Here is a 23,265-nt window from a genome sequence, read left to right as displayed (position 1 = left end):
TAGCGTTAAATTATTAACGCGTATTTATTTTAGCTAACAGGTGTTCACTGGAATCATTCTCAGTTAGCATAGACTGGCGATGAATAATCATCTTTAGTTTTCCCGGAGTTAAGTATGGTGAGCAAACCATTAATCGCACAGGGATATTCACTGGCTGAGGAAGTAGCCAACAGTATTAGCCACGGCATTGGCCTGGTTTTTGGGATTGTCGGCCTGGTGCTGCTGCTGGTACAGGCAGCGGACACCAACGCCAGCGCGATGGCGATCGCCAGCTACAGCCTGTATGGCGGGAGTATGATCCTGCTTTTCCTGGCCTCGACGCTGTATCACGCTATTCCGCATCAACGGGCGAAGACATGGCTCAAAAAATTTGACCACTGCGCTATCTATCTTCTTATTGCAGGGACCTACACGCCGTTTTTGCTGGTGGGGTTAAACTCACCGCTGTCGCGTGGCCTGATGATTGTGATCTGGAGCCTGGCGCTGCTGGGGATCCTGTTTAAGCTGACCATCGCCCACCGGTTTAAGGTGCTGTCGCTGGTCACCTATCTGACGATGGGCTGGCTGTCGCTGATTGTGGTGTATCAGTTGGCTATTAAGCTTGCGGTGGGAGGGGTAACCCTTCTGGCGGTGGGCGGCGTGGTCTACTCGCTGGGCGTCATTTTCTACGTCTGCAAGCGCATCCCTTACAATCATGCCATCTGGCACGGCTTTGTGCTGGGGGGCAGCGTGTGCCACTTCCTGGCCATTTATCTGTATGTGGGGCAGGTGTAGTTTTTAGTAAGGTGCGGTCTGATGCCCTGAACCCGGCCCTCTCCCGGTGGGAGAGGTGGTATTCCAGAACCGCAGGCCGGGTAGGGCGAAGCCGCTACCCGGCAAAAATGCTTAATCTTCCAGTGAATACGGCAGCGGCTGGATGCTGAGCGTGTTCGCATCATCCCGCACGCGGAACACGGTGTCGGGCTCCATATCATTATTCATAACAACCTGAACCAGCAGGCGCCCGTCGTCCAGCTGCACGGCGGCTAGCACGGTGCCGGTACGGCGCCAGTTTTCGCCCATTTTCATTTCGAGATCTTCGCCCGCTTCCGGCACGCGGCTGGCGTGCCCCGCCAGGGTCCACAGGGCGCGTTTGTTCGCTCCGCGGAATTTCGCACGCGCCACCATTTCCTGACCGGTGTAGCAGCCTTTCTTAAAGCTGATGCCGCCCAGCGCCTGAATGTTGGTTGCCTGCGGAATAAACTGTGCGCTGTTTGCCGCGTCAATCACCGGCAGACCCGCTTCGATGTTCAGCGCCAGCCACTGCTGGCTGTTGTTGAGCTGTGCTTCGCCGCGCAGGGCGTCGGTGATGCGTTCTGCGGTAGCCACGTCCGTTACCAGCAGGAAGCGCTCCGCCGGGTGTTCGAACCACAAAATGGAGGTTGCCCCTTCGCTAACCAGCTGTTTTTGCGCATCCGGCAGCTCGGCAAACAGGTTTTTCAGCGCTGCGCGCGCCTGGAAGCCCGCGACGCCCAGCAGAACGTGTTCATCGTCCGGCTCGATGCTGACCTTAGAAAAGACGGCGTATTTTTTCAGCTCCTTAAGCTGAGCGTCACGCAGGCTGCGGCGCTCAATAAAGGCGAACCCGTCCTGGCGGCGGAACAGACGGAGGTTGCTCCACATTTTGCCTTTTGGATCGCAGTGTGCGGCAAGCAGGTGCTGGTGTTCAGTCAGCTGCGCCACGTCTGCCGTGACCTGGCCTTGCAGGTATTTTTCACCGTCCGCACCGCTCAGCGTTGCCAGTGCCCAGTCATCAAGAGTAATCAGCGTCAGCGGCAGACGCGCAGAGGCGGCGGGCTGGCGAGGAGAAAATGGTGTAAATGCCATAGTGTTGTCCTGAATTGCTTAACGCTTTGATAATACCTAATGGTAAAAGAGACTGTATTCATTGCAAGCGCTTTCAGCAGGCCATTCGTGCCATTACCTGGTTATGCGTGGCGCTACGCAAAATAGTGTAATCCGCTGTCTTTAGAGGGATTATTCTGGAAGCCAGTACGAGGTTACCAATATTCCAGTAAAGAAACGGTCAAAAACGCGTTACACTAGCAGGTGTTCCCGAAGAGCAATAATGAATACCGAACGGGATACCAACTGTGCCAAACGTAATGCAGGAAACAGAACATGGATATTAACAACAAGGCCCGTATTCACTGGGCGTGCCGTCGCGGCATGCGTGAACTTGATATCTCCATCATGCCCTTCTTCGAGTATGAGTATGACAGCTTAAGCGATGACGATAAGCGCCTGTTTGTCCGCCTGCTTGAGTCTGACGATCCGGATTTATTCAACTGGCTTATGAATCACGGCAAGCCCGCCGACACCGAGTTGCAACGGATGGTGCAATTAATTCAAACACGGAATCGGGAACGTGGTCCTGTGGCAATCTGATCTTCGCGTCTCGTGGCGCTCACAGTGGATGTCGTTACTGCTCCACGGTCTGGTCGCGGCGCTGGTGTTATTAATGCCGTGGCCGCTTAGCTACACCCCTTTGTGGTTGCTGTTGCTGTCGTTTGTGGTGTTTGACAGCGTGCGCAGCCAGCGTCGGATTAATGCCCGCCAGGGTGAAATTAAGCTGCTGATGGATTCTCGCCTGCGCTGGCAGGGAAAAGAGTGGGAGATTATCGGTGCACCATGGATGCTTAACGCCGGGATGATGCTGCGGTTGCGCCGGGTTGAGGGCGGTCGTCGTCAGCACCTGTGGCTGGCGGCAGACAGTATGGATGCCGCGGAGTGGCGCGATCTGCGCCGGCTGATGATGCAGCAGCCGACGCAGGAGTAAGCGCGTTAGCTGAACTGCTCGGCCATCTCGCCCAGAATCTGTTCGCACCAGGCTTGCAGGCGTTCGTCGCTGAGGTCGTACTGGTTGGTCTCATCCAGCGCGAGCCCGACAAACAGCTGGCCGTCGGCAATTATCGGCTTTTTACTGGTGAACTCGTAGCCTTCTGTTGGCCAGTAGCCGATAAACGTCGCGCCTTTGGGCGCCAGCTTGTCATGCAGCATGCCGAGCGCGTCGAGGAACCATTCACCGTAGCCCAGCTGGTCGCCCATGCCGTACATCGCGATGATTTTGCCGTCAAAATTGACGGAATCGAGCCGATCCCAGATAGCTTCCCAGTCTTCCTGTATCTCTCCGAAGTCCCAGGTGGGGATGCCAAGGATCAGCACATCGTACTGTTCCATCAGCGCGACCGCGTCATCTTTCAGGTTATGCAACGTCACCAGTTCCGGGCCAATGATGTCGCGAATTTTCTCCGCCGCCATTTCGGTGTAGCAGGTGCTGGAACCATAGAACAGACCAATATTCATCGCGTAACAATCTCAATTCTTGCTATGACTTTGCGCGTAGTGTACCAGAAACCGATGGCAATCAGGCATAATGGCCGGATTGCAGACTCAAAGGGGCTGATGTGGAAAAGGATCTCGCACTCATCGAACAGTTTCTCGACGCGCTGTGGCTGGAGAAAAACCTCGCTGAAAATACGCTCAGCGCCTATCGGCGGGATCTTACCCTGCTGGTGGAGTGGCTGGCGCATCGGGGGCTGACGCTTGAAAGCGCGCAAAGCGATGACCTGCAAGGGTTACTGGCCGAGCGCATGGAAGGGGGCTATAAAGCCACCAGCTCCGCGCGTCTGCTGAGCGCCATGCGCCGCCTTTTCCAGCACCTTTACCGCGAGAAAATCCGCGCGGACGACCCGAGCGCGCTGCTGGCCTCGCCCAAGCTGCCGCAGCGGTTGCCAAAAGATCTCAGCGAAGCACAAGTTGAGAGATTATTACAGTCGCCCGCGGTTGACCTTCCGCTGGAGTTACGCGATAAAGCCATGCTTGAACTATTGTATGCCACGGGCTTGCGCGTTTCTGAGCTGGTGGGCCTGACGATGAGCGATATCAGCCTGCGTCAGGGCGTGGTGCGCGTCATCGGTAAAGGAAATAAAGAACGGCTGGTGCCGCTCGGCGAAGAGGCGGTCTACTGGCTGGAGACGTATCTGGAGCACGGGCGTCCGTGGCTGTTGAACGGCGTCTCCATCGATGTATTATTCCCGAGCCAGCGCGCGCAGCAGATGACGCGACAAACCTTCTGGCATCGTATAAAACATTACGCCACACTGGCGGGTATAGACAGCGAGAAGCTGTCGCCGCACGTTTTGCGTCACGCCTTCGCGACGCATCTACTAAACCACGGCGCTGATTTACGCGTGGTGCAGATGCTCCTTGGACACAGCGATCTTTCAACGACGCAGATTTACACCCATGTCGCGACGGAACGCCTGCGGCAGCTACACCAACAGCACCACCCTCGCGCGTGAGTGCCGACGAATTGTTACAGGATCATATATGAAAAAAACTTTTGCGCTGTTCACCCTGCTGGCAGCTTCGGTTACCGGCTTTGCCCATGCGGATGATGCCGCCATCAAACAGTCGCTGGCCAAGCTCGGCGTTACCAGCAGCGATATTCAGCCTGCACCGGTGGCCGGTATGAAAACCGTTCTGACCAACAGCGGCGTGCTGTACGTGACCGAAGACGGTAAGCACATCATTCAGGGGCCGATGTACGACGTGAGCGGCGCGCAGCCGGTGAACGTCACCAACCAGCTGCTGATGAAAAACCTGAACGCGCTCGAAAAAGAGATGATCGTCTACAAAGCGGCGCAGGAAAAGCACGTTATTACCGTCTTCACCGACATCACCTGCGGCTACTGCCACAAGCTGCATGAAGAGATGAAAGACTACAACGCGCTGGGCATTACCGTGCGTTACCTGGCCTTCCCGCGCGCCGGCGTGCAGAGCCAGCCGGAGCAGGATATGAAGGCGATCTGGTGTGCGAAAGACCGCAACAAGGCCTTTGATGATGCGATGAACGGCAAAGGCGTGAAGCCTGCGTCCTGCGACATCGACATCGCTAACCACTACGCGCTGGGCGTGCAGTTTGGCGTAACCGGTACCCCTGCAATCGTACTGAGCAACGGCTACGTGGTGCCGGGCTATCAGGGGCCAAAAGAGATGAAAGCGTTCCTCGACGAGCACCAGAAACAGATGGGTGGTAAATAATTCGCGTGAAAGCCCCGATAAAACTGCGCCGCCGTGATGCGGGTGACACCGCTGATTTACCTGACGATCTTCCGCTGCTGTTAAAGCGGCTGTATGCCAGCCGCGGCGTGCGTACGGCAAGCGATCTTGAGCGCAGCGTCAAAGGCATGCTGCCCTGGCAGCAGCTGTCCGGCATCGAAAACGCCGCCGAAATGCTCTACAACGCGTTCCGTGAAGGGACGCGCATTGTGGTGGTGGGCGATTTTGATGCGGACGGCGCAACCAGCACCGCGCTGAGCGTGCTCAGCCTGCGCGCGCTGGGCTGCGATAACGTGACCTATCTGGTACCGAACCGCTTCGAAGATGGCTACGGCCTCAGCCCGGAAGTGGTCGATCAGGCCCACGCCCGTGGCGCGCAGATGATCATGACCGTGGATAACGGGATCTCGTCTCATGCCGGGGTCGATCATGCCCATCGGTTGGGGATCCCGGTACTGGTCACCGATCACCATCTGCCGGGGGACACCCTGCCTGCCGCCGAAGCGATTATTAACCCGAACCTGCGCGACTGCGATTTCCCGTCGAAATCGCTTGCCGGGGTAGGGGTGGCGTTTTATCTGATGCTGGCGTTACGCACGCTGCTGCGCGACAAGGGCTGGTTTGAATCGCGCGGGATTGCCGTTCCGAACCTCGCGGAGTATCTCGATCTGGTGGCGCTGGGAACGGTAGCGGACGTTGTGCCGCTGGATGCCAATAACCGTATTCTCACCTGGCAGGGCTTGAGCCGCATTCGGGCGGGCAAGTGCCGTCCGGGGATCAAGGCGCTGCTGGAAATCTCCAACCGCGATCCGCTGAAGCTTGCGGCAAGCGATTTGGGCTTTGCCCTCGGGCCGCGGCTGAACGCTGCCGGAAGGCTGGACGATATGTCCGTCGGCGTGGCGCTGCTGCTGTGCGACAACATCGGCGAGGCCCGCGTGCTGGCCAGCGAGCTGGACGCGCTAAACCAGACGCGTAAAGAGATTGAGCAGGGGATGCAGGCCGAAGCATTGACCCTGTGCGAAAAGCTGGAGCGCAGCGGCGATACCCTGCCGGGCGGGCTGGCGATGTATCACCCCGAGTGGCACCAGGGCGTGGTGGGCATTCTGGCATCGCGCATTAAAGAGCGTTTCCACCGTCCGGTGATTGCGTTTGCGCCTGCTGGAGACGGCACGCTGAAAGGCTCTGGCCGTTCGATTCAGGGGCTGCACATGCGCGATGCGCTGGAGCGTCTCGACACGCTGCACCCGAACCTGATGATTAAGTTCGGCGGCCACGCGATGGCCGCGGGCCTGTCGCTGGAAGAGGCGAAGTTCGAGGACTTCCAGCGCCTGTTTGGCGAGCTGGTCACCGAGTGGATCGATCCGGCGCTGTTGCAGGGTGAAGTGGTTTCAGACGGTGCGCTTTCCCCGGCAGACATGACCATGGAAGTGGCGCAGATGTTGCGCGATGCGGGCCCGTGGGGGCAGATGTTCCCGGAGCCGCTTTTCGATGGACGCTTCCGCCTGCTGCAACAGCGCATCGTGGGCGAACGCCACCTCAAGGTGATGGTGGAACCGGTCGGCGGCGGTCCGCTGCTCGACGGTATAGCCTTCAACGTTGACACCTCCATCTGGCCGGACAACGGCGTGCGTGAGGTTGAGCTGGCCTACAAGCTGGATATTAATGAGTTTCGCGGTAACCGCTCCCTTCAGATCATCATCAACAATATCTGGCCAATTTAGCGTCAGTAATCTCTATAAAAAAGGGCGTGGATTCGGTACAATCCCGCTCTTATCACCGCATTTTGACAAGCTCATAAAAGAAAACAGACCATGTTTGAAATTAATCCGGTAAAAAACCGCATCCAGGACCTCACGGAGCGCTCCGACGTTCTTAGGGGGTATCTTTGACTACGATGCCAAGAAAGAGCGTCTCGAAGAAGTAAACGCCGAGCTGGAACAGCCGGACGTCTGGAACGAACCTGAACGCGCGCAGGCGCTGGGTAAAGAGCGTTCCTCCCTCGAAGCCATCGTAGATACGCTGGATCAAATGGCGCAGGGTCTGGAAGATGTTTCTGGGCTGCTGGAGCTGGCCGTCGAAGCTGACGACGAAGAAACCTTTAACGAAGCCGTGGCAGAGCTCGACGTGCTGGAAGAGAAGCTGGCGCAGCTGGAATTCCGTCGCATGTTCTCCGGCGAATACGACAGCGCTGACTGCTATCTCGATATTCAGGCAGGTTCTGGCGGTACCGAAGCGCAGGACTGGGCCAGCATGCTGATGCGTATGTATCTGCGCTGGGCAGAAGCGCGCGGTTTTAAAACCGAAATTATCGAAGAGTCTGAAGGTGAAGTGGCAGGCATCAAGTCCGTCACCATCAAGATTATTGGCGATTACGCCTACGGCTGGCTGCGTACTGAAACCGGCGTTCACCGCCTGGTGCGTAAGAGCCCGTTCGACTCCGGCGGCCGTCGCCACACCTCCTTCAGCTCCGCGTTTGTCTACCCGGAAGTGGATGAAGATATCGATATCGACATCAATCCGGCGGATCTGCGCATCGACGTGTACCGCGCATCCGGCGCGGGCGGTCAGCACGTTAACCGTACGGAATCCGCGGTGCGTATTACCCACATTCCAACCGGGCTGGTAACACAGTGCCAGAACGACCGTTCCCAGCATAAGAACAAAGACCAGGCCATGAAGCAGATGAAAGCGAAGCTTTATGAGCTGGAAATGCAGAAGAAAAATGCTGAGAAACAGGCGATGGAAGACAACAAGTCCGACATCGGCTGGGGCAGCCAGATCCGTTCTTACGTCCTTGATGACTCCCGCATCAAAGACCTGCGTACCGGGGTTGAAACCCGCAACACGCAGGCGGTGCTGGACGGCAGCCTGGACCAATTTATCGAAGCAAGTTTGAAAGCAGGGTTATGAGGAACCAACATGTCTGAACAACAAGCACAGGGCGCTGACGCGGTAGTCGATCTTAACAACGAACTGAAAACCCGCCGCGAGAAGCTGGCAGCGCTGCGCGAGCAGGGCGTGCCGTTCCCGAACGATTTTCGTCGTGACCACACCTCAGACCAACTGCACGCAGACTTCGACGGTAAAGAGAACGAAGAGCTGGAAGCGCTGAACGTTGAAGTGTCCGTGGCTGGCCGTATGATGACCCGTCGTATCATGGGGAAAGCGTCCTTTGTGACCTTACAGGACGTTGGCGGCCGTATTCAGCTGTACGTCTCCCGTGACGATCTGCCGGAAGGCATCTACAACGAGCAGTTCAAGAAGTGGGACCTGGGCGATATCCTGGGCGCGAAAGGCAAGCTGTTCAAAACCAAAACCGGTGAACTGTCTATCCACTGCACCGAGCTGCGTCTGCTGACCAAAGCCCTGCGCCCGCTGCCGGACAAGTTCCACGGCCTGCAGGATCAGGAAGCGCGCTATCGTCAGCGCTACCTGGATCTCATCTCTAACGATGAATCCCGCAAGACCTTCAAGATTCGCTCCCAGATCATGGCCGGTATCCGCCAGTTCATGGTTAAACGCGACTTTATGGAAGTTGAAACCCCGATGATGCAGGTGATCCCTGGCGGCGCATCTGCGCGTCCGTTCATCACCCATCACAACGCCCTGGACCTGGACATGTACCTGCGTATCGCGCCGGAACTGTACCTGAAGCGTCTGGTGGTCGGTGGTTTCGACCGCGTGTTTGAAATCAACCGTAACTTCCGTAACGAAGGCATCTCCGTGCGTCATAACCCAGAGTTCACCATGATGGAACTCTATATGGCGTATGCGGATTACAAAGATCTGATCGAGCTGACCGAATCCCTGTTCCGTACGCTGGCACAGGACATTCTGGGCACGACCAAAGTGCCTTACGGCGAAGAAGTGTTCGACTTCGGCAAGCCGTTCGAAAAGCTGACAATGCGCGAAGCGATCAAGAAATACCGTCCGGAAACCAACATGGCGGATCTGGATAACTTCGACTCTGCAAAAGCCATTGCCGAAAGCATCGGTATCAAGGTAGAGAAGAGCTGGGGCTTGGGCCGTATCGTAACCGAGATCTTCGAAGAAGTGGCCGAAGCGCACCTGATTCAGCCGACCTTCATTACCGAGTATCCGGCTGAAGTGTCTCCGCTGGCGCGTCGCAATGACGAGAACCCGGAAATCACCGATCGCTTCGAATTCTTCATCGGTGGCCGCGAAATCGGCAACGGCTTTAGCGAGCTGAACGATGCAGAAGATCAGGCGCAGCGCTTCCAGGATCAGGTTAACGCGAAGGCGGCGGGCGACGACGAAGCGATGTTCTTCGACGAGGACTACGTAACCGCGCTGGAACACGGCCTGCCGCCGACGGCTGGCCTGGGTATTGGTATCGACCGTATGGTTATGCTGTTTACCAACAGCCACACCATCCGCGACGTGATCCTGTTCCCGGCGATGCGTCCGGTGAAATAAGCCGTTAAGACGTAAAAAAAGCCCCGCGCGTTCCCGCCGGGGCTTTTTTATTGCGCCGCGAAGGCCCTGAGCTTTTCGCGCGCGGTGTTCGCTTCCTGTACCATCCACGGGCTGAACGCCCACGGCGTGGCGTCCAGGGCGAGGAACAGCGCGTCCAGATCTACCCACTGGTACTCCATCACTTCGTCGCTGTTGATGGTGAGGGGACCGGTGACGCGTGCCGCATAGACCGGGCAAAGCTCGTTTTCAACGATCCCGGACGGGTCGGTTTCCCGGTAGCGGAACTCCGGTGCGATGGGGGTGATGTCCGTGATTTCGGCGCCGACTTCGAAGCGGCAGCGGCGGATAATCGCCTGCTCTGTCTGTTCTTCCGACTGCGGATGGCCGCAGACAGAGTTGGTCCACACGCCGGGCCACGCTTTTTTACTTAAGGCGCGCCTAGTAATCAGGCATTGCCCGTTAGCGTTAAACAGCCATGAAGAGAAGGCCAGGTGTAGCGGGGTGTGTGACGTATGCGCGGCGTATTTCTCCTGAGTGCCAATCACCTTTCCCTGGTCATTTACCAATATAACGTGTTCTTGAATACTCATTGATGCTCCAGTGCCAAAATGCCAAATGGTTTAGCACCATCAGCGGGTTTATTATACTGCATTCTTATGCGAACGGTTTGACCCGCAGAGCGGAAAAGGGCATGACCCGCATCAGTTTGGGCTGCTATCATAGTGCGCCATTCACGCTGACCGAGGAGCTGTTTTGTTTGCAGGAAGCCTGACGAGAAATCCCATCATTGCCGTTTTCTGCCTGACGCTGACGCTATTTCTGGCGGGATGCTCGGGGAGTAAATCTTCGGATATGGGCAGTTATTCTGGTGCAGTGTATACCGTTAAGCGCGGGGATACGCTCTACCGCATCTCACGCGCTACGGGAACCAGCGTGAAGGAGCTGGCACGCCTGAATAACATCTCCCCACCGTATACCATTGAGATAGGGCAGAAACTCAAGGTTAACGGCGGTTCATCCTCAGGTAAAAAGTCCTCAACGCGCAAAACGGCTAAGGTAACGCCATCCTACCAGGTTCCAAAATCATCGTGGCCGCCGGTCGGACAGCGCTGCTGGATCTGGCCTGCGAGCGGAAAAGTCGTGGCCCCGTACTCACTCTCTGAAGGTGGCAATAAAGGCATTGATATCGCTGCCGCACGCGGTACACCGGTTTATGCCTCCGGCGCCGGGAAGGTGGTTTATGTCGGCAACCAGCTGCGCGGGTACGGCAACCTGATCATGATTAAGCATGGTGAGGACTATATTACGGCCTATGCGCATAACGACACGATGCTGGTCAACAACGGCCAGAACGTGAAGGCAGGGCAGAAGATTGCGACCATGGGCAGCACCGGCACAGATACGGTGAAGCTGCACTTCCAGATCCGCTACAAGGCGACGGCCATCGATCCGCAACGTTATCTTCCTGCGCAGGGCAGTAAACCGAAGTGCTAAGTGATTATTTAATCGCCACTTAGTGACGCAGAGGCTTGTATGAAGAAGCGTAAGGTCTATAATGCCTTACGCACCTCAAAGCGGGCGTAGTTCAATGGTAGAACGAGAGCTTCCCAAGCTCTATACGAGGGTTCGATTCCCTTCGCCCGCTCCATTCTCCAGGTATATCCACTTTTCATTCATCAGTGAGTAATGTCGCCCTGCTTTAACAAGTACTGCTGAAACGATCTGTTGTTCTACGCCCGCATCAGCTGCGGGGTTGGTTTGTGGCATAATTTTTATAGCCCCAGGAATAAAGGGCTGTTCGCCCTTATTCTCAACGGCGAGTCATCGCCAATCGTAGACCTAACCCAATAAATGTTACGCCAACAATTCGATCCAGCAATTTCTGCAGCTTTCTGTTTCGTGAAACGGCGCCAGCTGCACTACCAGCAAGCACGGCGAACGTTAAATCAGTCATAAAAGCGATCAGCGCGTAGGTCATCCCCAGGACCAGAAAAGAAGCCGCATTGTGCTCGCCACCGGGTGAAACGAATTGAGGGAAAAAAGAGATGAAGAACAGCAGCACCTTCGGGTTGGTTAAGGTGGTTATGAAACCTTTAGTCAGCAGACTCGCATGGGTCGCTTTTGTTTTAACGGCGTCTGCTTCGCTGCGATCCGAGGTTTGCTTCGTCAGGGTTCCCAAAATCATCTTACTGCCGAGATACACCAGATAAGCTGCACCGAGATACTTAATAACGGTAAACATCATCGGCGACGCTGCGATCAGTGCGGTTAACCCTACGGCGCTTGCAACCGCATGCGTACAGCTACCTAATGCAACCCCGGCGGCAGAGATAATTCCCGCCCGTCTACCATTCGCCACGCTTTGACCGACCACGTAGGCTATATCAGGCCCAGGGGTAACGGAAAGCAGGAGTACAGACAGGGCAAAAAGCCCGAAATGAGTTATGTCCAGCATAGCCAGCTCCAGATAACACAAGTGTAAGATCTCTCATGCTAGCACTGAATTTTTATGCGGTAAATGTGGGTTTGTATTCTTATGCGTGTACGTATGCCAGCGCCATAACAGGACTCAACATCAGCGTTCTATAAGAGATACTTTAAAAAGCCACATACCTGAGTATGTGGCTTTTTATGTTTAGAAGGCGAGCGACCAGGTAGCGCTCACGGTCTGACTGGTGTCGTGCTGGGAGGCATTAACGTTATATCCCACGCCGAACGTCATATTGCGTTTCTGCATTTTTATTCCCAGCTGGCCGTTAAAGGCGGTGTCGTCCATAATCTCAGCGCGAATGGTATCGCTGGCGCTGATGCCAACGGTATGCAGGGTGTTCTGACTCTCCCTGTCGCCGCTGACGGCGACCACCGTAGCATCGGCCTGCGGGCTCAGCGTCCAGCCTGAATCCAGCGAGAAGGCTTTCGCCACTTTCACACCTACCGGGAACTGCCAGATTGTCTGCGTGCCTTTATCGGTATGGAAGACGCGTTCATCCTGGCTGTTTTTGGTATCAAAGGCATCGGTTGTGAGCTGGTTATAGCGCACGCCTGCATGGGGGATGATATCCATCACGTTGGTTTCGATCAGGTACTCGCCCCGAACGCCCGCGCTGAACAGCATTCCGTCCACGTTTGCCTTCAGCTTGCCGCCTGCCTCCATCCAGCCCGGCTGTTTCTGATCAACGTTGCTGCTGGTCTGGGTCAGGCTGACGTCGCCCGTCAGGTTCCAGCGATCCTGACTCCAGTTCTGGTACAGGGTTATGCCCCAGAAGCTGAAATCATTATGGGTAGCGCTGACGTCACCGCGTGAATCGCTGTCGCCGTTACCGGCATGAAACGCCGCGCCGCTGCGCAGCGTACCGCGATCGGTCTGCCAGGCCTTGTCTCCCCCCATCATTAAGCCGTAGAAGCTGCTGTCCTGCCCGTAGCTCAGGTTCCCGGCGCGCAGGTCGCTGCTGCGCGGGTTGCCGTACAGAGCGTGAACCCAGACGCTGGCGTCGGTGTCAGCAGGCTGCAGCGCCGCGTTAGCAACGGAGTTACGCTCCATCACGGCATCCACCGCCGCGCTGCCCGCCGCCCAGGTATTATGCTGCACGCCTCCCGCCGTCGCGATTTGCGCCGCGCTGTTAACGGTACTCACCACGTCCTCCACGCTCGCCTGCGGGATATCGATGGCAACGGACAGATAACGCGCGCCCGCCTGGGTGGCCGTGCGTGAGTTTTCCCCGCTGGCGATAAGCCGATCCAGCGCGTGTGCGGTGACCACCCCCGGCAGGACGTCCTGTGCGGCGCGAGCCCGGGTGGTGACCAGCACCTCGCCATCACGCTCCTGCGTCGTGGCCGTCAGCAGTTTATTCAGCAGAAGGTTCTCATTCTGCCAGCCGTTTCCGGCGATGCTGACGTCGCTAAAGCCTCTGGCAACCGCATACGTCTGGTTGGCCTTCGCATCTGCGACATAAAGCGCGGCGCTGTCCGCCACGCTCAGGCTGCCGTCGGTGGCATTCAGCGCGGCCTGGCCGTTGGTCATCTCTTTGGTGCTGAGCATCAGGAGAGAGCGATCGGCAAAATCGACGCGGTTAAAGGCGGCGTCACGGTCGGCTGAACTGCCGGTCAGAGCGCCGTCAACCCGCAGCCCGCCCTGGGCGGCGTTGAGATACTGCGGCGCCTGTATGGAGACCGCCGCCGTGATGGCGTTTTCACCCCAGCGTAGCCCGCTGTCCGCAAAGCGTGCTTCGGCCACGGCGGTGGAGGTATCCCCCATCACCAGCAGGGCGTTTTGCCCCACGGTTACGCGGCCGTTAACCTCGCTGCCGCCGCTTGCCACCCGGGAGGCATCCGCCAGGGTGCCGCCCGATGTCCAGGCCGGGTCGATAAACAGCCGGGCACCCTGAAGATCAAGACGCTCTGCCATCAGCGACCCGGCGGCGGTGCTGTCACCAACCGCGATCTGCGACGCTTCGGCGGCGGTAAGCTGGCCTGCAAGCAGCGCGCCGGTTACGGTCAGCTGCCCCTGATCCTGTAGCGCCACGTCGGCGTGCAGGGTGGCCTGATGGGCCACGTTGAGCAGGCCGCTGCTGACGATCCCCGCTGCCGCGCCGCCGGAGGTGAGGGTATGGTCGCCCGCAACGACGTTCATGGTGCCCTGCGGAGCGATGGTGACGGTGCCGGTCAGGTGCGCGGTTACGTCCTGCATGGCCGCCACGCCGAGATTCAGCGTGCCGTTATTAACCGCTACGGCAACCGGAGTTTGCGGCGCGCCGGCGACCTCGATCAGGGCGCCCGCCGCGCCGGTCAGGGTTAGCGACTGAGCGTTGCCGATGGTCACAGACGGTTTGCCTTCTCCTTCAAAGCGCAGCTGCGAGGCACCAAAGCCCGCGGGCACGGCGATGGCCTGGTCGGACGGGGCACTCTCCGCGCCGATGTAGAGCTGGTTTTTAGCAGAGGTGACCTGGGTATTGGCCAGCACCGCGCCGGTGATGGCGGCGTCGATCACGCTGGCGGTACCGCTGGCGTTCTCGGGGTTTTGCAGGGTACCGAGCATCACCAGCGCGTTCCCCTGGCTCTGGCCCAGCAGGCCGTTTACCCCTTTTACGTAATCCAGCTGATAGGCGGCATCGGTCAGGATCAGGGTGCTGTCGGTAAGGTGGGTGCGCGCTCCGGTATCGTTGTATTTCACCGGTTCGGTGGAGCTGGCCGCGGCGTTGAACAGCTGGTCGGCGCGGGTTTGCAGCTGGCTGTGGTTGGTCAGGTTCAGCGAGGCTCCGCTGCTGAGCGCCAGCGTATCGGCAACCAGCCGGGTGTGGCTGAAGGTGAGCTTGCCGCTGCTCAGCCGCACCGGAGCGGTGACGGTGTTCCCTTTTACGGTCAGGGCCGATCCGACGTTATTATTGGTAAAGCCGCCTTTCAGAACGGTATCGCCGGTCACCTCCAGGGTACCGAAGCGGCTGAACTGGGCTCCATCAAAGGTAGGCATAGCGGCCAGATGCAGGGTGCTGGCCGCGCCGCCGCCGTACAGGTGGCCCGCCACGCGGCTATTGTCCAGCCAGACGTCGCTTGCCGTCTGGTCGTCGCTGGCGAGGTTAACGTCGCCGCCGAGGGTGCTGTTGGTCAGATGCAGATCCACGCTGCCCTGGCCTGCTTCGATATTGCCCTTCACGGTCGAACGGGTGATATCCAGCGTCGTCCTGGCCGCGCCGCTGGCGACAAGGTTGCCGCTGATTTGCGCGTTATCCAGCGTGGCAGAGACGCTTTCGCTGCCCTCCAATAGGGTATGGCCGTTCACGCCGCTGTTGTTCAGCGTCAGAACGGTGGTTTTCTCCCCCTTCAGGCTCAGGGCAGTGCCGTCGGCCTGGTCGGAATTGCCGAGGGTGGAGTCGGTGACGTTAAGGGCGGCGTCGCTGCCCGCGCTGGCGTCGAGGATGCCGTCCAGCGTCGAGGCGGTTATCTCCAGCGCAACCTGTGCCGCCTTGCTGGCGGTAAGATTGCCGTGAAGTCGCGCCTGGGCCAGCGAGGCGGTGATGCTTCCTGTACCGGACAGCAGGGCATGGCCGCTCACCTCGCTGTTGTCCAGGGTCAGCAGGGTGGTCGCGCCGTTCTTCATCGTCACGGCGTTACCGTCGGCCTGGATTGTTTTGCTAATGGTGGAGTCTTTAACGCTCAGCGCGTTGGTGCTGCCGGTGCTGGCAATATTGACCGACCCTGTGATGCGGCTGTTATCAATCGTCACCGCGTGCGTTTTATCAGGGGTTGAGCCGTTGGTGATATTGATGGCGTTGTCCGTGGCGGTCACGGCACCGGTGGTGTCGATGCTGCTGTTTATAACGGAGATAGTGTTGTCGTTTTTGGTTGAGCTCAGCAGAATGCTGCCGCCCTGAATGCGGCTGTCGCGCAGGGTAATATCGTGTGTTCCCGCCCCGCCGGCCAGGATCTTGCCGTTAATAACGCTGCCGTTCTGGATATCAATATCGGTGTTGCCATTGTCGCCGGCGGAGAGGTAAATGGCGTAGCCTTTAGCATAATTTTTTGAGTAGGTTGGCGTTCTGGCGGTCTTATCGTAATCCACCTGGGCGCTGGCGCCGTTCAGGGTAGAGTCATCGATAATGATTTTGGTGTGGGTCGTTGCGCCCCCGGCTTCAAGCCAGTCTACCTTAGCGTTGTTGGCCAGGGTTATCGCGGCCGAGCCGTTTTTACTGGCGTTGATGTAATACCCGCTGAGATCCGCGCCGTCCACCCTAAGCTGCTGCACGTCGCTTGCCTGACGGGAAGAGCTGCCGCTGGCGAAATAGATATTCTGTTTTTTGGCCTGACCGTTAATCGCTGCATCCTGGGTTGGCTGGGTAAAATACCAGGCCGTCGGCACGGGATACTCCTTCGAGGTCATCTGGTATTCGGTCAATCCGCAGGTTCCGGCGGCTGAAAAGGTAGTGCAGGTGTTGGCAAACGATGGTGCCAGCATCAGGCTGCCACCTAATATCATGCTCATACTTGCGGCGACTTTCGTCAGTTGAAATGATTCCGTCATTTTAATTCCCTCTATATAGCGCTACGCCGTTTATTTCGCTTACGCAAATATAAAAACGTATACACGAATTAATCCTTCGTTACATTTTGCAGCATAACACACGGGAATATGGCTTAAGGTCAGATTGGTCTACTCATTATTGGAAAAGTCTCATCAGCAAATATATCCCGCTGTAATTGCATGTGAATAATTTAACTAATTGCGGTAATTTGCGAGGAAGCGCACGAATTGCCTCTTATTGCTTAGGAATATTCTTATAATCTCGCGAAAAGTAGTAATTGAAATTAAATAGATTCTCACTGATTATATTTATATCCACAGTGATGATAGGGTAATGGCGATGATTATAGTTGTGACATCCTGTAGATATTTCAGGCAGGGCTTTGCCGCGCTGGCAGAAAGCATGAGGATTGAGGCACCTTCATTCAAAAAGGTGCTGTATATAGATGATATTAAACATGTAAAAAAAGAGGAGCTTTTGCGCGCTAAAGCTGTCCTGGTGGATTATGGCCAGTCGGATATCAGCGTGCTGAACAGTTTGCTGGAAATTAAAAATCGCTACGAGAACAGCTATTTTATTCTTGTTACCCGCGACGTCTGCTATGACAGCACGATAGAAAATATTCTTATTAATACCATTGCGGATTGCACCATCGACTGTAAAATCGCCGTACGTAAAATTAGCGCCTGTCTTGCCCATTTTGCGCTTGAGGATCAGCAGGTGACGATTGTCAAAAATAGCCGCTGGCACCACCTTGAAAAAGAAAAACGCCTGACGCGAATGGAAACGATGCTGCTGCCTTATATTGTGTCAGGGAAAAAGAATAAAGAGATTACGCGCTACCTGGATCTGACGGGCAAAACCGTCAGCCACCATCGGCGCAATATTTATCGAAAATTCGCGGTCACTAATTTGACCGGGCTTTATAAAAAATTCGACCACAGCGTATAAGCCGCAAGGGGCTCATTAAATGGATAAAATGATTGCCGTACAAAAAAGGCTGGAGGCCGCGCTCTTGATTCTTGCAGAGGATGCGGAGATTAAAGCGCGACAGGAGCGTATTTATAGCGAGTGCTTGTGCCACATAACCCTGCATGATATGCCACGGGTGTTGCGCAGGGATTATTATCAGCTCCTGTCTTTAACCAACATGCTCTGTCGCGAAATCGGCCACAGGCACTCTCACGGCGCGATGCAGGGTGATGCGGAACAGCAGCTGGTCACTGTCCTGCCGGGCAGGCTGTTGCTGCTCTATAAGCGACTGACGGAGTGGATGGCGATTGAAGCCTATCTTCGCAGCCAGCAGCACGTTCTGAGCTAATTACCAGAATTTACGGGCTATTCACCTCGTTTCTCAATGCTCTTCTTGAGAATGGCTTTCGTCGCGCGCTGGGCTGCGAGGTTTTGAATCCGCCCGGCTTCTGTCTCCGATAATTTAAAATTAAACCCCCTTTCTTTTTACGGACGCTTTTCCCCCTGTTATATCTGTCGGCAAATTCTTTATTTCCCGGATCGCAGATGAAAACACGACTCCTCCTGTGCGCTGGCCTGTTAGCCTCCTCCAGTGCTCATGCCAGCGCTCTTTATTTTTATGAAGCTGGCACCGAAGATACCGCGCTTGCCGGCGCGGGGCAGGCGGCTCGCGCGCAGGATGCCTCCACCATCATGACCAACCCTGCCGGCATGACGCGGTTACCGGAGCATATGGTGACCGGTGGCTTGCAGGTGATGGATGGGTCCATCGATAACCAGCTTGATAACTATGCCCATCAAAGCCCCGGCGACGTGATGAAAACCATTCCGAATGCCAGCGCCTTCTATAGCCAGAAAATGACCGATAGGCTGTATGCCGGGATCGGGCTTTACGGCAACTATGGCCTGGGGATCGACTACGGCAGCTGGGCGGGCGACAGGCTGATCAAAAAGAGCACCATGGTGGCGATGACGCTCAGCCCGTCCCTGGCCTATAAGCTCAACGACCGTCTCTCGCTGGGGGCTTCTGCCAACGTCAATTACGGATACTTCTCGCTGACCCGCAACGTCAACGATAACGACTACCGGCAGCATGACGAAGACTGGGCCATGAGCTATCGGCTCGGGCTGCTGATGCAGCTGACTGACCAGACGCGGGCCGGTATTACATGGAACAGCGAGACGGACTATCGCTTCAATATTGACGGTAAAGCTCGGCTGCAAGGAGGTGCATACGATCTGCCGGTATCGGCACAGGTCCGAGCGCCGCAGCAAATTATGCTCAGCCTCGTTCACGATATAAACGCTCAGTGGTCGATGATGGGCGATCTTGGCTGGCAGGACTGGAGCCAGTTCGGTGCACCGCAAATCGTCGTGGGTGACCAGCGGCTGAATAATGTCAGCCGGATGAAGGATACCTGGCACGGCGCGGCGGGCGTACAGTATCGCCCAACCGCCCAGTGGCGACTCAACGCCGGCGTGGCGTTTGACAGCTCGCCGTATGAAACCCAAAGCGATGTGGCCTTAACCTTACCTACCGGCGATGAGTGGCGGTTCGGTGCGGGGGCGCAGTATCAGATCACCCCGGCCAGCAATATTGGTGTTGCCGTCTCGTATCTTCACATGCAGTCATCGCGCGTAAAATCGCCGGATATCTTTGCCGGAAGCTACGACCATCCTTATCTTTGGTTTGCCAGCGTTAACTATAGCTATCAGTTTTGATCTGCTAACCGCTTAAAATATATGGTCTATAATGGCAGGTACTTAATGTCGGAAGGTTGCGCCATGCATATTTTACCGCCCGTTCGGCCAGAACGCTCTATCGAAAGACTGACCGCTATCCTTGAGCTGATAGCGGAGAAGGTGAAAGTGGTCCCCCGCAAGCGCCTCACCTGGTTACGGAAAGGGAAGCAGCAGATGTATCTCTTTCTCGAAGGGGAGCTGTCGCTGCTGCGCGCCTCCGATGGGCTGGTGGTGGTAACCGTCTACGAGCCGCATCTGTTTGGCATTGCGGAGATGATCCAGCCCACGCAGGGGCATTTTTTGCGTGCGGAGAGGGAGTCGACCATTTTGCGTATCGACGCGGACGAGGCGGCAGCGCTGTTTCGCGCCAGGGGCGTCTGGGAAGATGTCGCGGCGCTGCTTTCATACCACACGGCATATTTAATATTCCGCGATGCCCAGGTACTCCAGCAGCGTACCTATTCCGTTATTCGTAACCATCTTCAGGAGATGATTTTGCTCCCTGAAGAGGCGCGTATGCGCACCACTATTCTGGAATACATTCAGGATCGTACTTTGCTTTCACGCAGCAGTATTCTCAACGTATTGTCCGCTCTTAAGCAGGGAGAGTATATCGCCTTTAAGCGCGGTGGATATCTGCTTGAAGTCCGGCATTTGCCCGAGTCATTCTAGCGGGAATTTAAAATTAAACAGAAATCGAATTAACGCTGCCGTTATTTTTCTATATCGTTTGCTTCCTGAAGTTTATCTTTATCAAGTAAACGGTATATTTATGAAAAAGACAGTTATCGCTTTGGTTATGGTTAGCGCATGCTCCGCTACTTCCGCGTTTGCCGCCGCAGATGCGGGCACATGGTATGGCGGAGCGAAATTCGGCTGGTCCCACTATTTTGATACCAGTACGGGTTCAAAAGCGCAGGATAATACTCATTCCGACCACTTTGATTTTGACCATGATAATGTTGGTGGCGGTGTTTATACGGGTTACCAGATTACCCCGTGGCTTGCGGTAGAAGGCGGTTATGATTATTTAGGCAATATGCAGATAAAAGGCCAGCACGGTGCGGGAGCGCAGATGAAGGCGCAGGGCCTGCAAATGTCCCTGAAGGCCAGCTACGCGCTGACCAGCGACTGGGATATCTACGGTCGTGCCGGTGCGATGGGCTATCGTGCCGAATCCGATGTAAGTGGTCACAATCGTTTTGAAACAGGCGTGCGCCCGCTTGCCGCCGTCGGTACTGAATACGCCTTCAACAAGAGCTGGGCTGGCCGTCTCGAGTACCAGTGGGTCAGCAATGTGGGTAACGCTAACCAGATTGGCGTAAGCAGCGACCTGAGCTCCGTCACCGCAGGGCTAAGCTATCGCTTCGGTCAGTACGACTGAAGCGCGTGACAGGTCCCCGAATAAAAACCCGGCTGCCAGAATGCCGGGTTTTTTACGTTCAGCCGGCCATAAGCGGCTTAAGTACGATATGAATATTCTGCAGCCCCGTTATGTTTTTATCCTTCAGGTACTGCTGATTAACCATATCTAATTGTTCCAGTTTGGTCAGCGAGGCATAAACGCGCTGAACGGCACTGTCCGAAAGAAAAATTTCTTTTGCGCTCGTGTTCTGAAGATATTCTGATTTCAGCGCGTGCGTTAATGTATCAATCTGCTGCTTATTATCCTGATACAGCGACGCAATATGAGAAATATCTGTCGCAGCCGGTTTTTCTCCCGGCAGCACCAGCGGGATTTGCAGATGGTTAATCTGTTCCACCTTGTCCGGCGGGGGAGAACTACATCCTGATAATGTGCTCAGGCTAAATATAGCCAAAAAGAGAGGCAGGCTCTTCATCGAATAACTCCGGGGAATAAAATGACGCATTATTATCCCTGACGGCGGTAGCAGCTGAAGAATAATGTTGTTTATTTATAAACGTTCTTTCTTTAGGCAAAAAAAAAGCCAGGTGATAGCCTCCTTTCCCCCATACGGCACCAGTGTGAATATGACATCTCGAGGATATATGAAGCTTAAAACTCTCGTTAGTGGAATGGTCGTTGCTGGTCTGCTATCGGCCTCGCTGGCCACCTTGCCTGTTCTGGCAAAAAAGGAGGCGAAGGAAGCCACTGCCTATACGAAAGCAAACAACGATGCGCTGTATGGCCAGCTGCCCTTCTTTGATAAAACCGATTTCCGGAATGCACATAAAGGCTTCGTTGCCCCGCTGCCACAGGCGGTGATTAAGGGCGAAAAAGGCACCGTTATCTGGGATCCACGGCAATACGCTTTTATCAAAGAAGGGCAAAAAGCTCCGGGTACCGTCAACCCGAGCCTCTGGCGTCAGGCCCAGCTGAACAATATCGGCGGCCTGTTTGAGGTAACGGAGGGCGTGTACCAGATCCGTAACCTCGATCTGTCGAACATGACCATCATCGAGGGGAAAGAAGGGATCGCCGTAGTCGATCCGCTGGTCTCTGCTCAAACGGCCAAAGCCGGCATGGCACTTTACGCTAAATACCGGGGTAAACGTCCGGTGGTGGCGGTGATCTACACCCATAGCCACGTCGATCATTATGGCGGCGTGCGTGGCGTAGTCGATGAAGCCGACGTCGCCTCTGGCAAAGTGAAGGTCTACGCCCCCGCTGGTTTTATGGAAGAAGCGGTATCGGAAAATATCATGGCCGGGAATGCGATGAGCCGCCGCGCCAGCTATATCCACGGCAACCTGCTGCAGCCCGACGCGAAAGGCCAGGTGGGGGCCGGTCTTGGAACCACCACCTCTGCCGGTACGGTGACGCTAATCGCCCCCACCGACTATATTACCGAAGACGGCCAGAAAGCGGTTATCGACGGCCTGACCTATGACTTTATGCTGGCGCCGGGTTCGGAAGCGCCGTCAGAAATGCTCTGGTATCTGGAAGAGAAAAAGCTCATTGAAGCCGCAGAGAACGTTACCCACACGCTGCACAATACCTACTCCCTGCGCGGAGCCAAAATTCACGATCCGCTGGCGTGGTCGAAGTACATCAATAGCGCCATTGACCGGTGGGGAGATAAAGCGGAAATCATCATGGCGCAGCACCACTGGCCCACGTGGGGTAATAAAAACGTGGTGAAGCTGATGAAAAGCCAGCGGGATATTTACCGTTACATCAACGACCAGACGCTGAGGCTGGCAAATAAAGGGCTGACGCGGGATGAGATCGCCGCTAACTTTGCGCTGCCCTACGGGCTGGCGAAATCCTGGGCAGGCCGCGGCTATTACGGTTCGGTGAGCAACAACGTCAAAGCCACCTATGTCTACTACCTCGGCTGGTTCGACGGCAACCCGGCGTCGCTCGATGAACTGCCGCCGGTGGACGCGGCGAAAAAGTATGTCGACTACATGGGCGGAGCCAGCGCGATCCTTGAAAAAGCCCGTATTGATTATGCCCGGGGCAATTACCGCTGGGTGGCGCAGGTGATGAGTAAGGTCGTCTTTGCCGATCCGAATAATAAGGCAGCGCGCGAGCTGGAAGCGGACGCGCTCGAACAGCTGGGATATCAGGCCGAGTCAGGGCCGTGGCGTAACGCCTATTTATCCGGCGCGCAGGAGCTGCGTTACGGCGTAAAGAAAATGCCGACGCCCAAAACCGCCAGCCCGGATGCGGTCCGCGCCATGTCGACGGAGATGATTTTTGATTACTTCGGCGTTCACCTTAACGGCGTCAGGGCGGCGAATGCGAAAGGGATCTTTAACGTGGATTTAGGCCGTGAAGGCGGAACGTACAGGCTGGAGCTGGAGAACGGCGTGCTGAATCATAGCGCCAACGCGCTGGCGAAAGATCCGGACGCGACCATAACCCTCAGCCGCGAGACGCTGAACAGGATCATCCTCAGGGAGACCACGCTGAAAAAGGCGCAGCAGGCAGGTGAGGTGACGATCGCCGGCAATGCCGCAAAGGTCGATGAAATGCTGCGCTGCATGGGGAGCTTCAGTTTCTGGTTTCCTGTCGTCACCCCTTAAA

The 23,265-nt window shown here is 56.1% G+C and carries 21 protein-coding genes and 1 tRNA gene; 16 read left to right on the top strand and 6 right to left on the bottom strand.

Annotated elements, in window-relative coordinates:
* Positions 1–114: 114 nt before the first annotated feature.
* The gene (trhA, locus tag OWK27_RS14805; protein WP_148418552.1) at positions 115–774 is read left to right on the top strand and encodes a PAQR family membrane homeostasis protein TrhA; all 660 of its coding nucleotides are present in this window, start codon (positions 115–117) and stop codon (positions 772–774) included.
* Between the two features lie 111 nt (positions 775–885).
* Here trhA and ygfZ read toward each other — a convergent pair whose 3' ends face one another.
* Entirely contained in the window at positions 886–1,866 is a 981-nt protein-coding gene (ygfZ, locus tag OWK27_RS14800) for a tRNA-modifying protein YgfZ (RefSeq protein ID WP_148418553.1), read from the bottom strand.
* 294 nt (positions 1,867–2,160) lie between these two features.
* On the opposite strand from ygfZ, the gene sdhE reads away from it, so the two are divergent.
* Together sdhE and OWK27_RS14790 are read left to right on the top strand one after the other, a co-directional pair.
* Entirely contained in the window at positions 2,161–2,427 is a 267-nt protein-coding gene (gene sdhE / locus OWK27_RS14795; protein WP_010435322.1) for an FAD assembly factor SdhE, read from the top strand.
* The gene (locus OWK27_RS14790; RefSeq protein WP_148418554.1) at positions 2,408–2,818 is read left to right on the top strand and encodes a protein YgfX; all 411 of its coding nucleotides are present in this window, start codon (positions 2,408–2,410) and stop codon (positions 2,816–2,818) included. Before sdhE ends, OWK27_RS14790 begins: the two co-directional genes overlap by 20 nt.
* 5 nt (positions 2,819–2,823) lie before the next feature.
* Here the strand turns inward: OWK27_RS14790 and fldB are convergent, their stop codons facing one another.
* A complete protein-coding gene (gene fldB, locus OWK27_RS14785; RefSeq protein ID WP_148418555.1) occupies positions 2,824–3,345 on the bottom strand; it encodes a flavodoxin FldB in 522 nt (173 codons plus the stop codon).
* A 101-nt stretch (positions 3,346–3,446) separates the two neighbouring features.
* On the opposite strand from fldB, the gene xerD reads away from it, so the two are divergent.
* From xerD to lysS, 5 genes are all read left to right on the top strand, one after another.
* Positions 3,447–4,343 carry a site-specific tyrosine recombinase XerD gene (gene xerD / locus OWK27_RS14780; RefSeq protein ID WP_003863442.1) on the top strand — a complete coding sequence of 299 codons (897 nt, stop codon included), beginning with the start codon at positions 3,447–3,449 and terminating at the stop codon, positions 4,341–4,343.
* 28 nt (positions 4,344–4,371) lie between these two features.
* Positions 4,372–5,085 carry a bifunctional protein-disulfide isomerase/oxidoreductase DsbC gene (dsbC, locus tag OWK27_RS14775; protein WP_252004217.1) on the top strand — a complete coding sequence of 238 codons (714 nt, stop codon included), beginning with the start codon at positions 4,372–4,374 and terminating at the stop codon, positions 5,083–5,085.
* A 5-nt stretch (positions 5,086–5,090) separates the two neighbouring features.
* Positions 5,091–6,824, top strand: coding sequence for a single-stranded-DNA-specific exonuclease RecJ (recJ, locus tag OWK27_RS14770; protein ID WP_267590664.1), 1,734 nt, complete (start codon positions 5,091–5,093; stop codon positions 6,822–6,824).
* 90 nt (positions 6,825–6,914) lie between these two features.
* Positions 6,915–8,013, top strand: a protein-coding gene (gene prfB / locus OWK27_RS14765) for a peptide chain release factor 2 (protein WP_096147815.1) whose coding sequence is annotated in 2 segments (ribosomal slippage) — positions 6,915–6,989 and positions 6,991–8,013 — 1,098 coding nt in all. Because the reading frame shifts where the segments join, the coding sequence is not laid out codon by codon here.
* 9 nt (positions 8,014–8,022) lie between these two features.
* Entirely contained in the window at positions 8,023–9,540 is a 1,518-nt protein-coding gene (gene lysS, locus OWK27_RS14760) for a lysine--tRNA ligase (RefSeq protein WP_176609543.1), read from the top strand.
* Positions 9,541–9,587: 47 nt separating this feature from the next.
* On the opposite strand, the gene idi is transcribed toward lysS, so the two are convergent.
* Complete coding sequence (gene idi, locus OWK27_RS14755; RefSeq protein ID WP_148418559.1) at positions 9,588–10,130, bottom strand: isopentenyl-diphosphate Delta-isomerase; 543 nt, start codon at positions 10,128–10,130, stop codon at positions 9,588–9,590.
* 163 nt (positions 10,131–10,293) lie between these two features.
* On the opposite strand from idi, the gene actS reads away from it, so the two are divergent.
* A complete protein-coding gene (actS, locus tag OWK27_RS14750; protein ID WP_242170764.1) occupies positions 10,294–11,034 on the top strand; it encodes an amidase activator ActS in 741 nt (246 codons plus the stop codon).
* Between the two features lie 80 nt (positions 11,035–11,114).
* Positions 11,115–11,188: transfer RNA gene (locus OWK27_RS14745), tRNA-Gly, on the top strand.
* Positions 11,189–11,350: 162 nt separating this feature from the next.
* Here OWK27_RS14745 and OWK27_RS14740 read toward each other — a convergent pair.
* Entirely contained in the window at positions 11,351–11,995 is a 645-nt protein-coding gene (locus OWK27_RS14740) for a LysE family translocator (protein ID WP_242170767.1), read from the bottom strand.
* A 180-nt stretch (positions 11,996–12,175) separates the two neighbouring features.
* Positions 12,176–16,555, bottom strand: coding sequence for an autotransporter outer membrane beta-barrel domain-containing protein (locus OWK27_RS14735; RefSeq protein ID WP_267590663.1), 4,380 nt, complete (start codon positions 16,553–16,555; stop codon positions 12,176–12,178).
* A 334-nt stretch (positions 16,556–16,889) separates the two neighbouring features.
* Here OWK27_RS14735 and OWK27_RS14730 point away from each other — a divergent pair, with 334 nt between their 5' ends.
* The 5 genes from OWK27_RS14730 (at position 16,890) to OWK27_RS14710 (ending at position 20,655) form a co-directional block, all read left to right on the top strand.
* Complete coding sequence (locus tag OWK27_RS14730; RefSeq protein ID WP_242170788.1) at positions 16,890–17,507, top strand: helix-turn-helix domain-containing protein; 618 nt, start codon at positions 16,890–16,892, stop codon at positions 17,505–17,507.
* Positions 17,508–17,526: 19 nt separating this feature from the next.
* Positions 17,527–17,877 carry a hypothetical protein gene (locus OWK27_RS14725; RefSeq protein WP_242170816.1) on the top strand — a complete coding sequence of 117 codons (351 nt, stop codon included), beginning with the start codon at positions 17,527–17,529 and terminating at the stop codon, positions 17,875–17,877.
* A gap of 197 nt (positions 17,878–18,074) precedes the next feature.
* Positions 18,075–19,250 (top strand): OmpP1/FadL family transporter, encoded by a 1,176-nt coding sequence (locus OWK27_RS14720; protein ID WP_267590662.1) that lies wholly within the window; start codon positions 18,075–18,077, stop codon positions 19,248–19,250.
* 63 nt (positions 19,251–19,313) lie between these two features.
* Positions 19,314–19,943 carry a winged helix-turn-helix transcriptional regulator gene (locus OWK27_RS14715; protein WP_267590661.1) on the top strand — a complete coding sequence of 210 codons (630 nt, stop codon included), beginning with the start codon at positions 19,314–19,316 and terminating at the stop codon, positions 19,941–19,943.
* 100 nt (positions 19,944–20,043) lie between these two features.
* Positions 20,044–20,655: an outer membrane beta-barrel protein gene (locus OWK27_RS14710; RefSeq protein WP_148418566.1), complete on the top strand. Its 612-nt coding sequence runs from the start codon at positions 20,044–20,046 to the stop codon at positions 20,653–20,655.
* A gap of 58 nt (positions 20,656–20,713) precedes the next feature.
* On the opposite strand, the gene OWK27_RS14705 is transcribed toward OWK27_RS14710, so the two are convergent.
* Positions 20,714–21,112: a hypothetical protein gene (locus OWK27_RS14705; protein ID WP_324291170.1), complete on the bottom strand. Its 399-nt coding sequence runs from the start codon at positions 21,110–21,112 to the stop codon at positions 20,714–20,716.
* 169 nt (positions 21,113–21,281) lie between these two features.
* Between OWK27_RS14705 and OWK27_RS14700 the strand changes: the two genes are divergently transcribed.
* A complete protein-coding gene (locus OWK27_RS14700) occupies positions 21,282–23,264 on the top strand; it encodes an alkyl/aryl-sulfatase (protein WP_267590659.1) in 1,983 nt (660 codons plus the stop codon).
* Position 23,265: the final 1 nt, after the last annotated feature.

Origin of the sequence: Enterobacter cloacae complex sp. 2022EL-00788 (assembly GCF_026627565.1) — a bacterium.
Taxonomy (GTDB): Bacteria; Pseudomonadota; Gammaproteobacteria; order Enterobacterales; family Enterobacteriaceae; genus Enterobacter; species Enterobacter pasteurii.
This window is presented reverse-complemented; position numbering and strand designations above follow the sequence as displayed.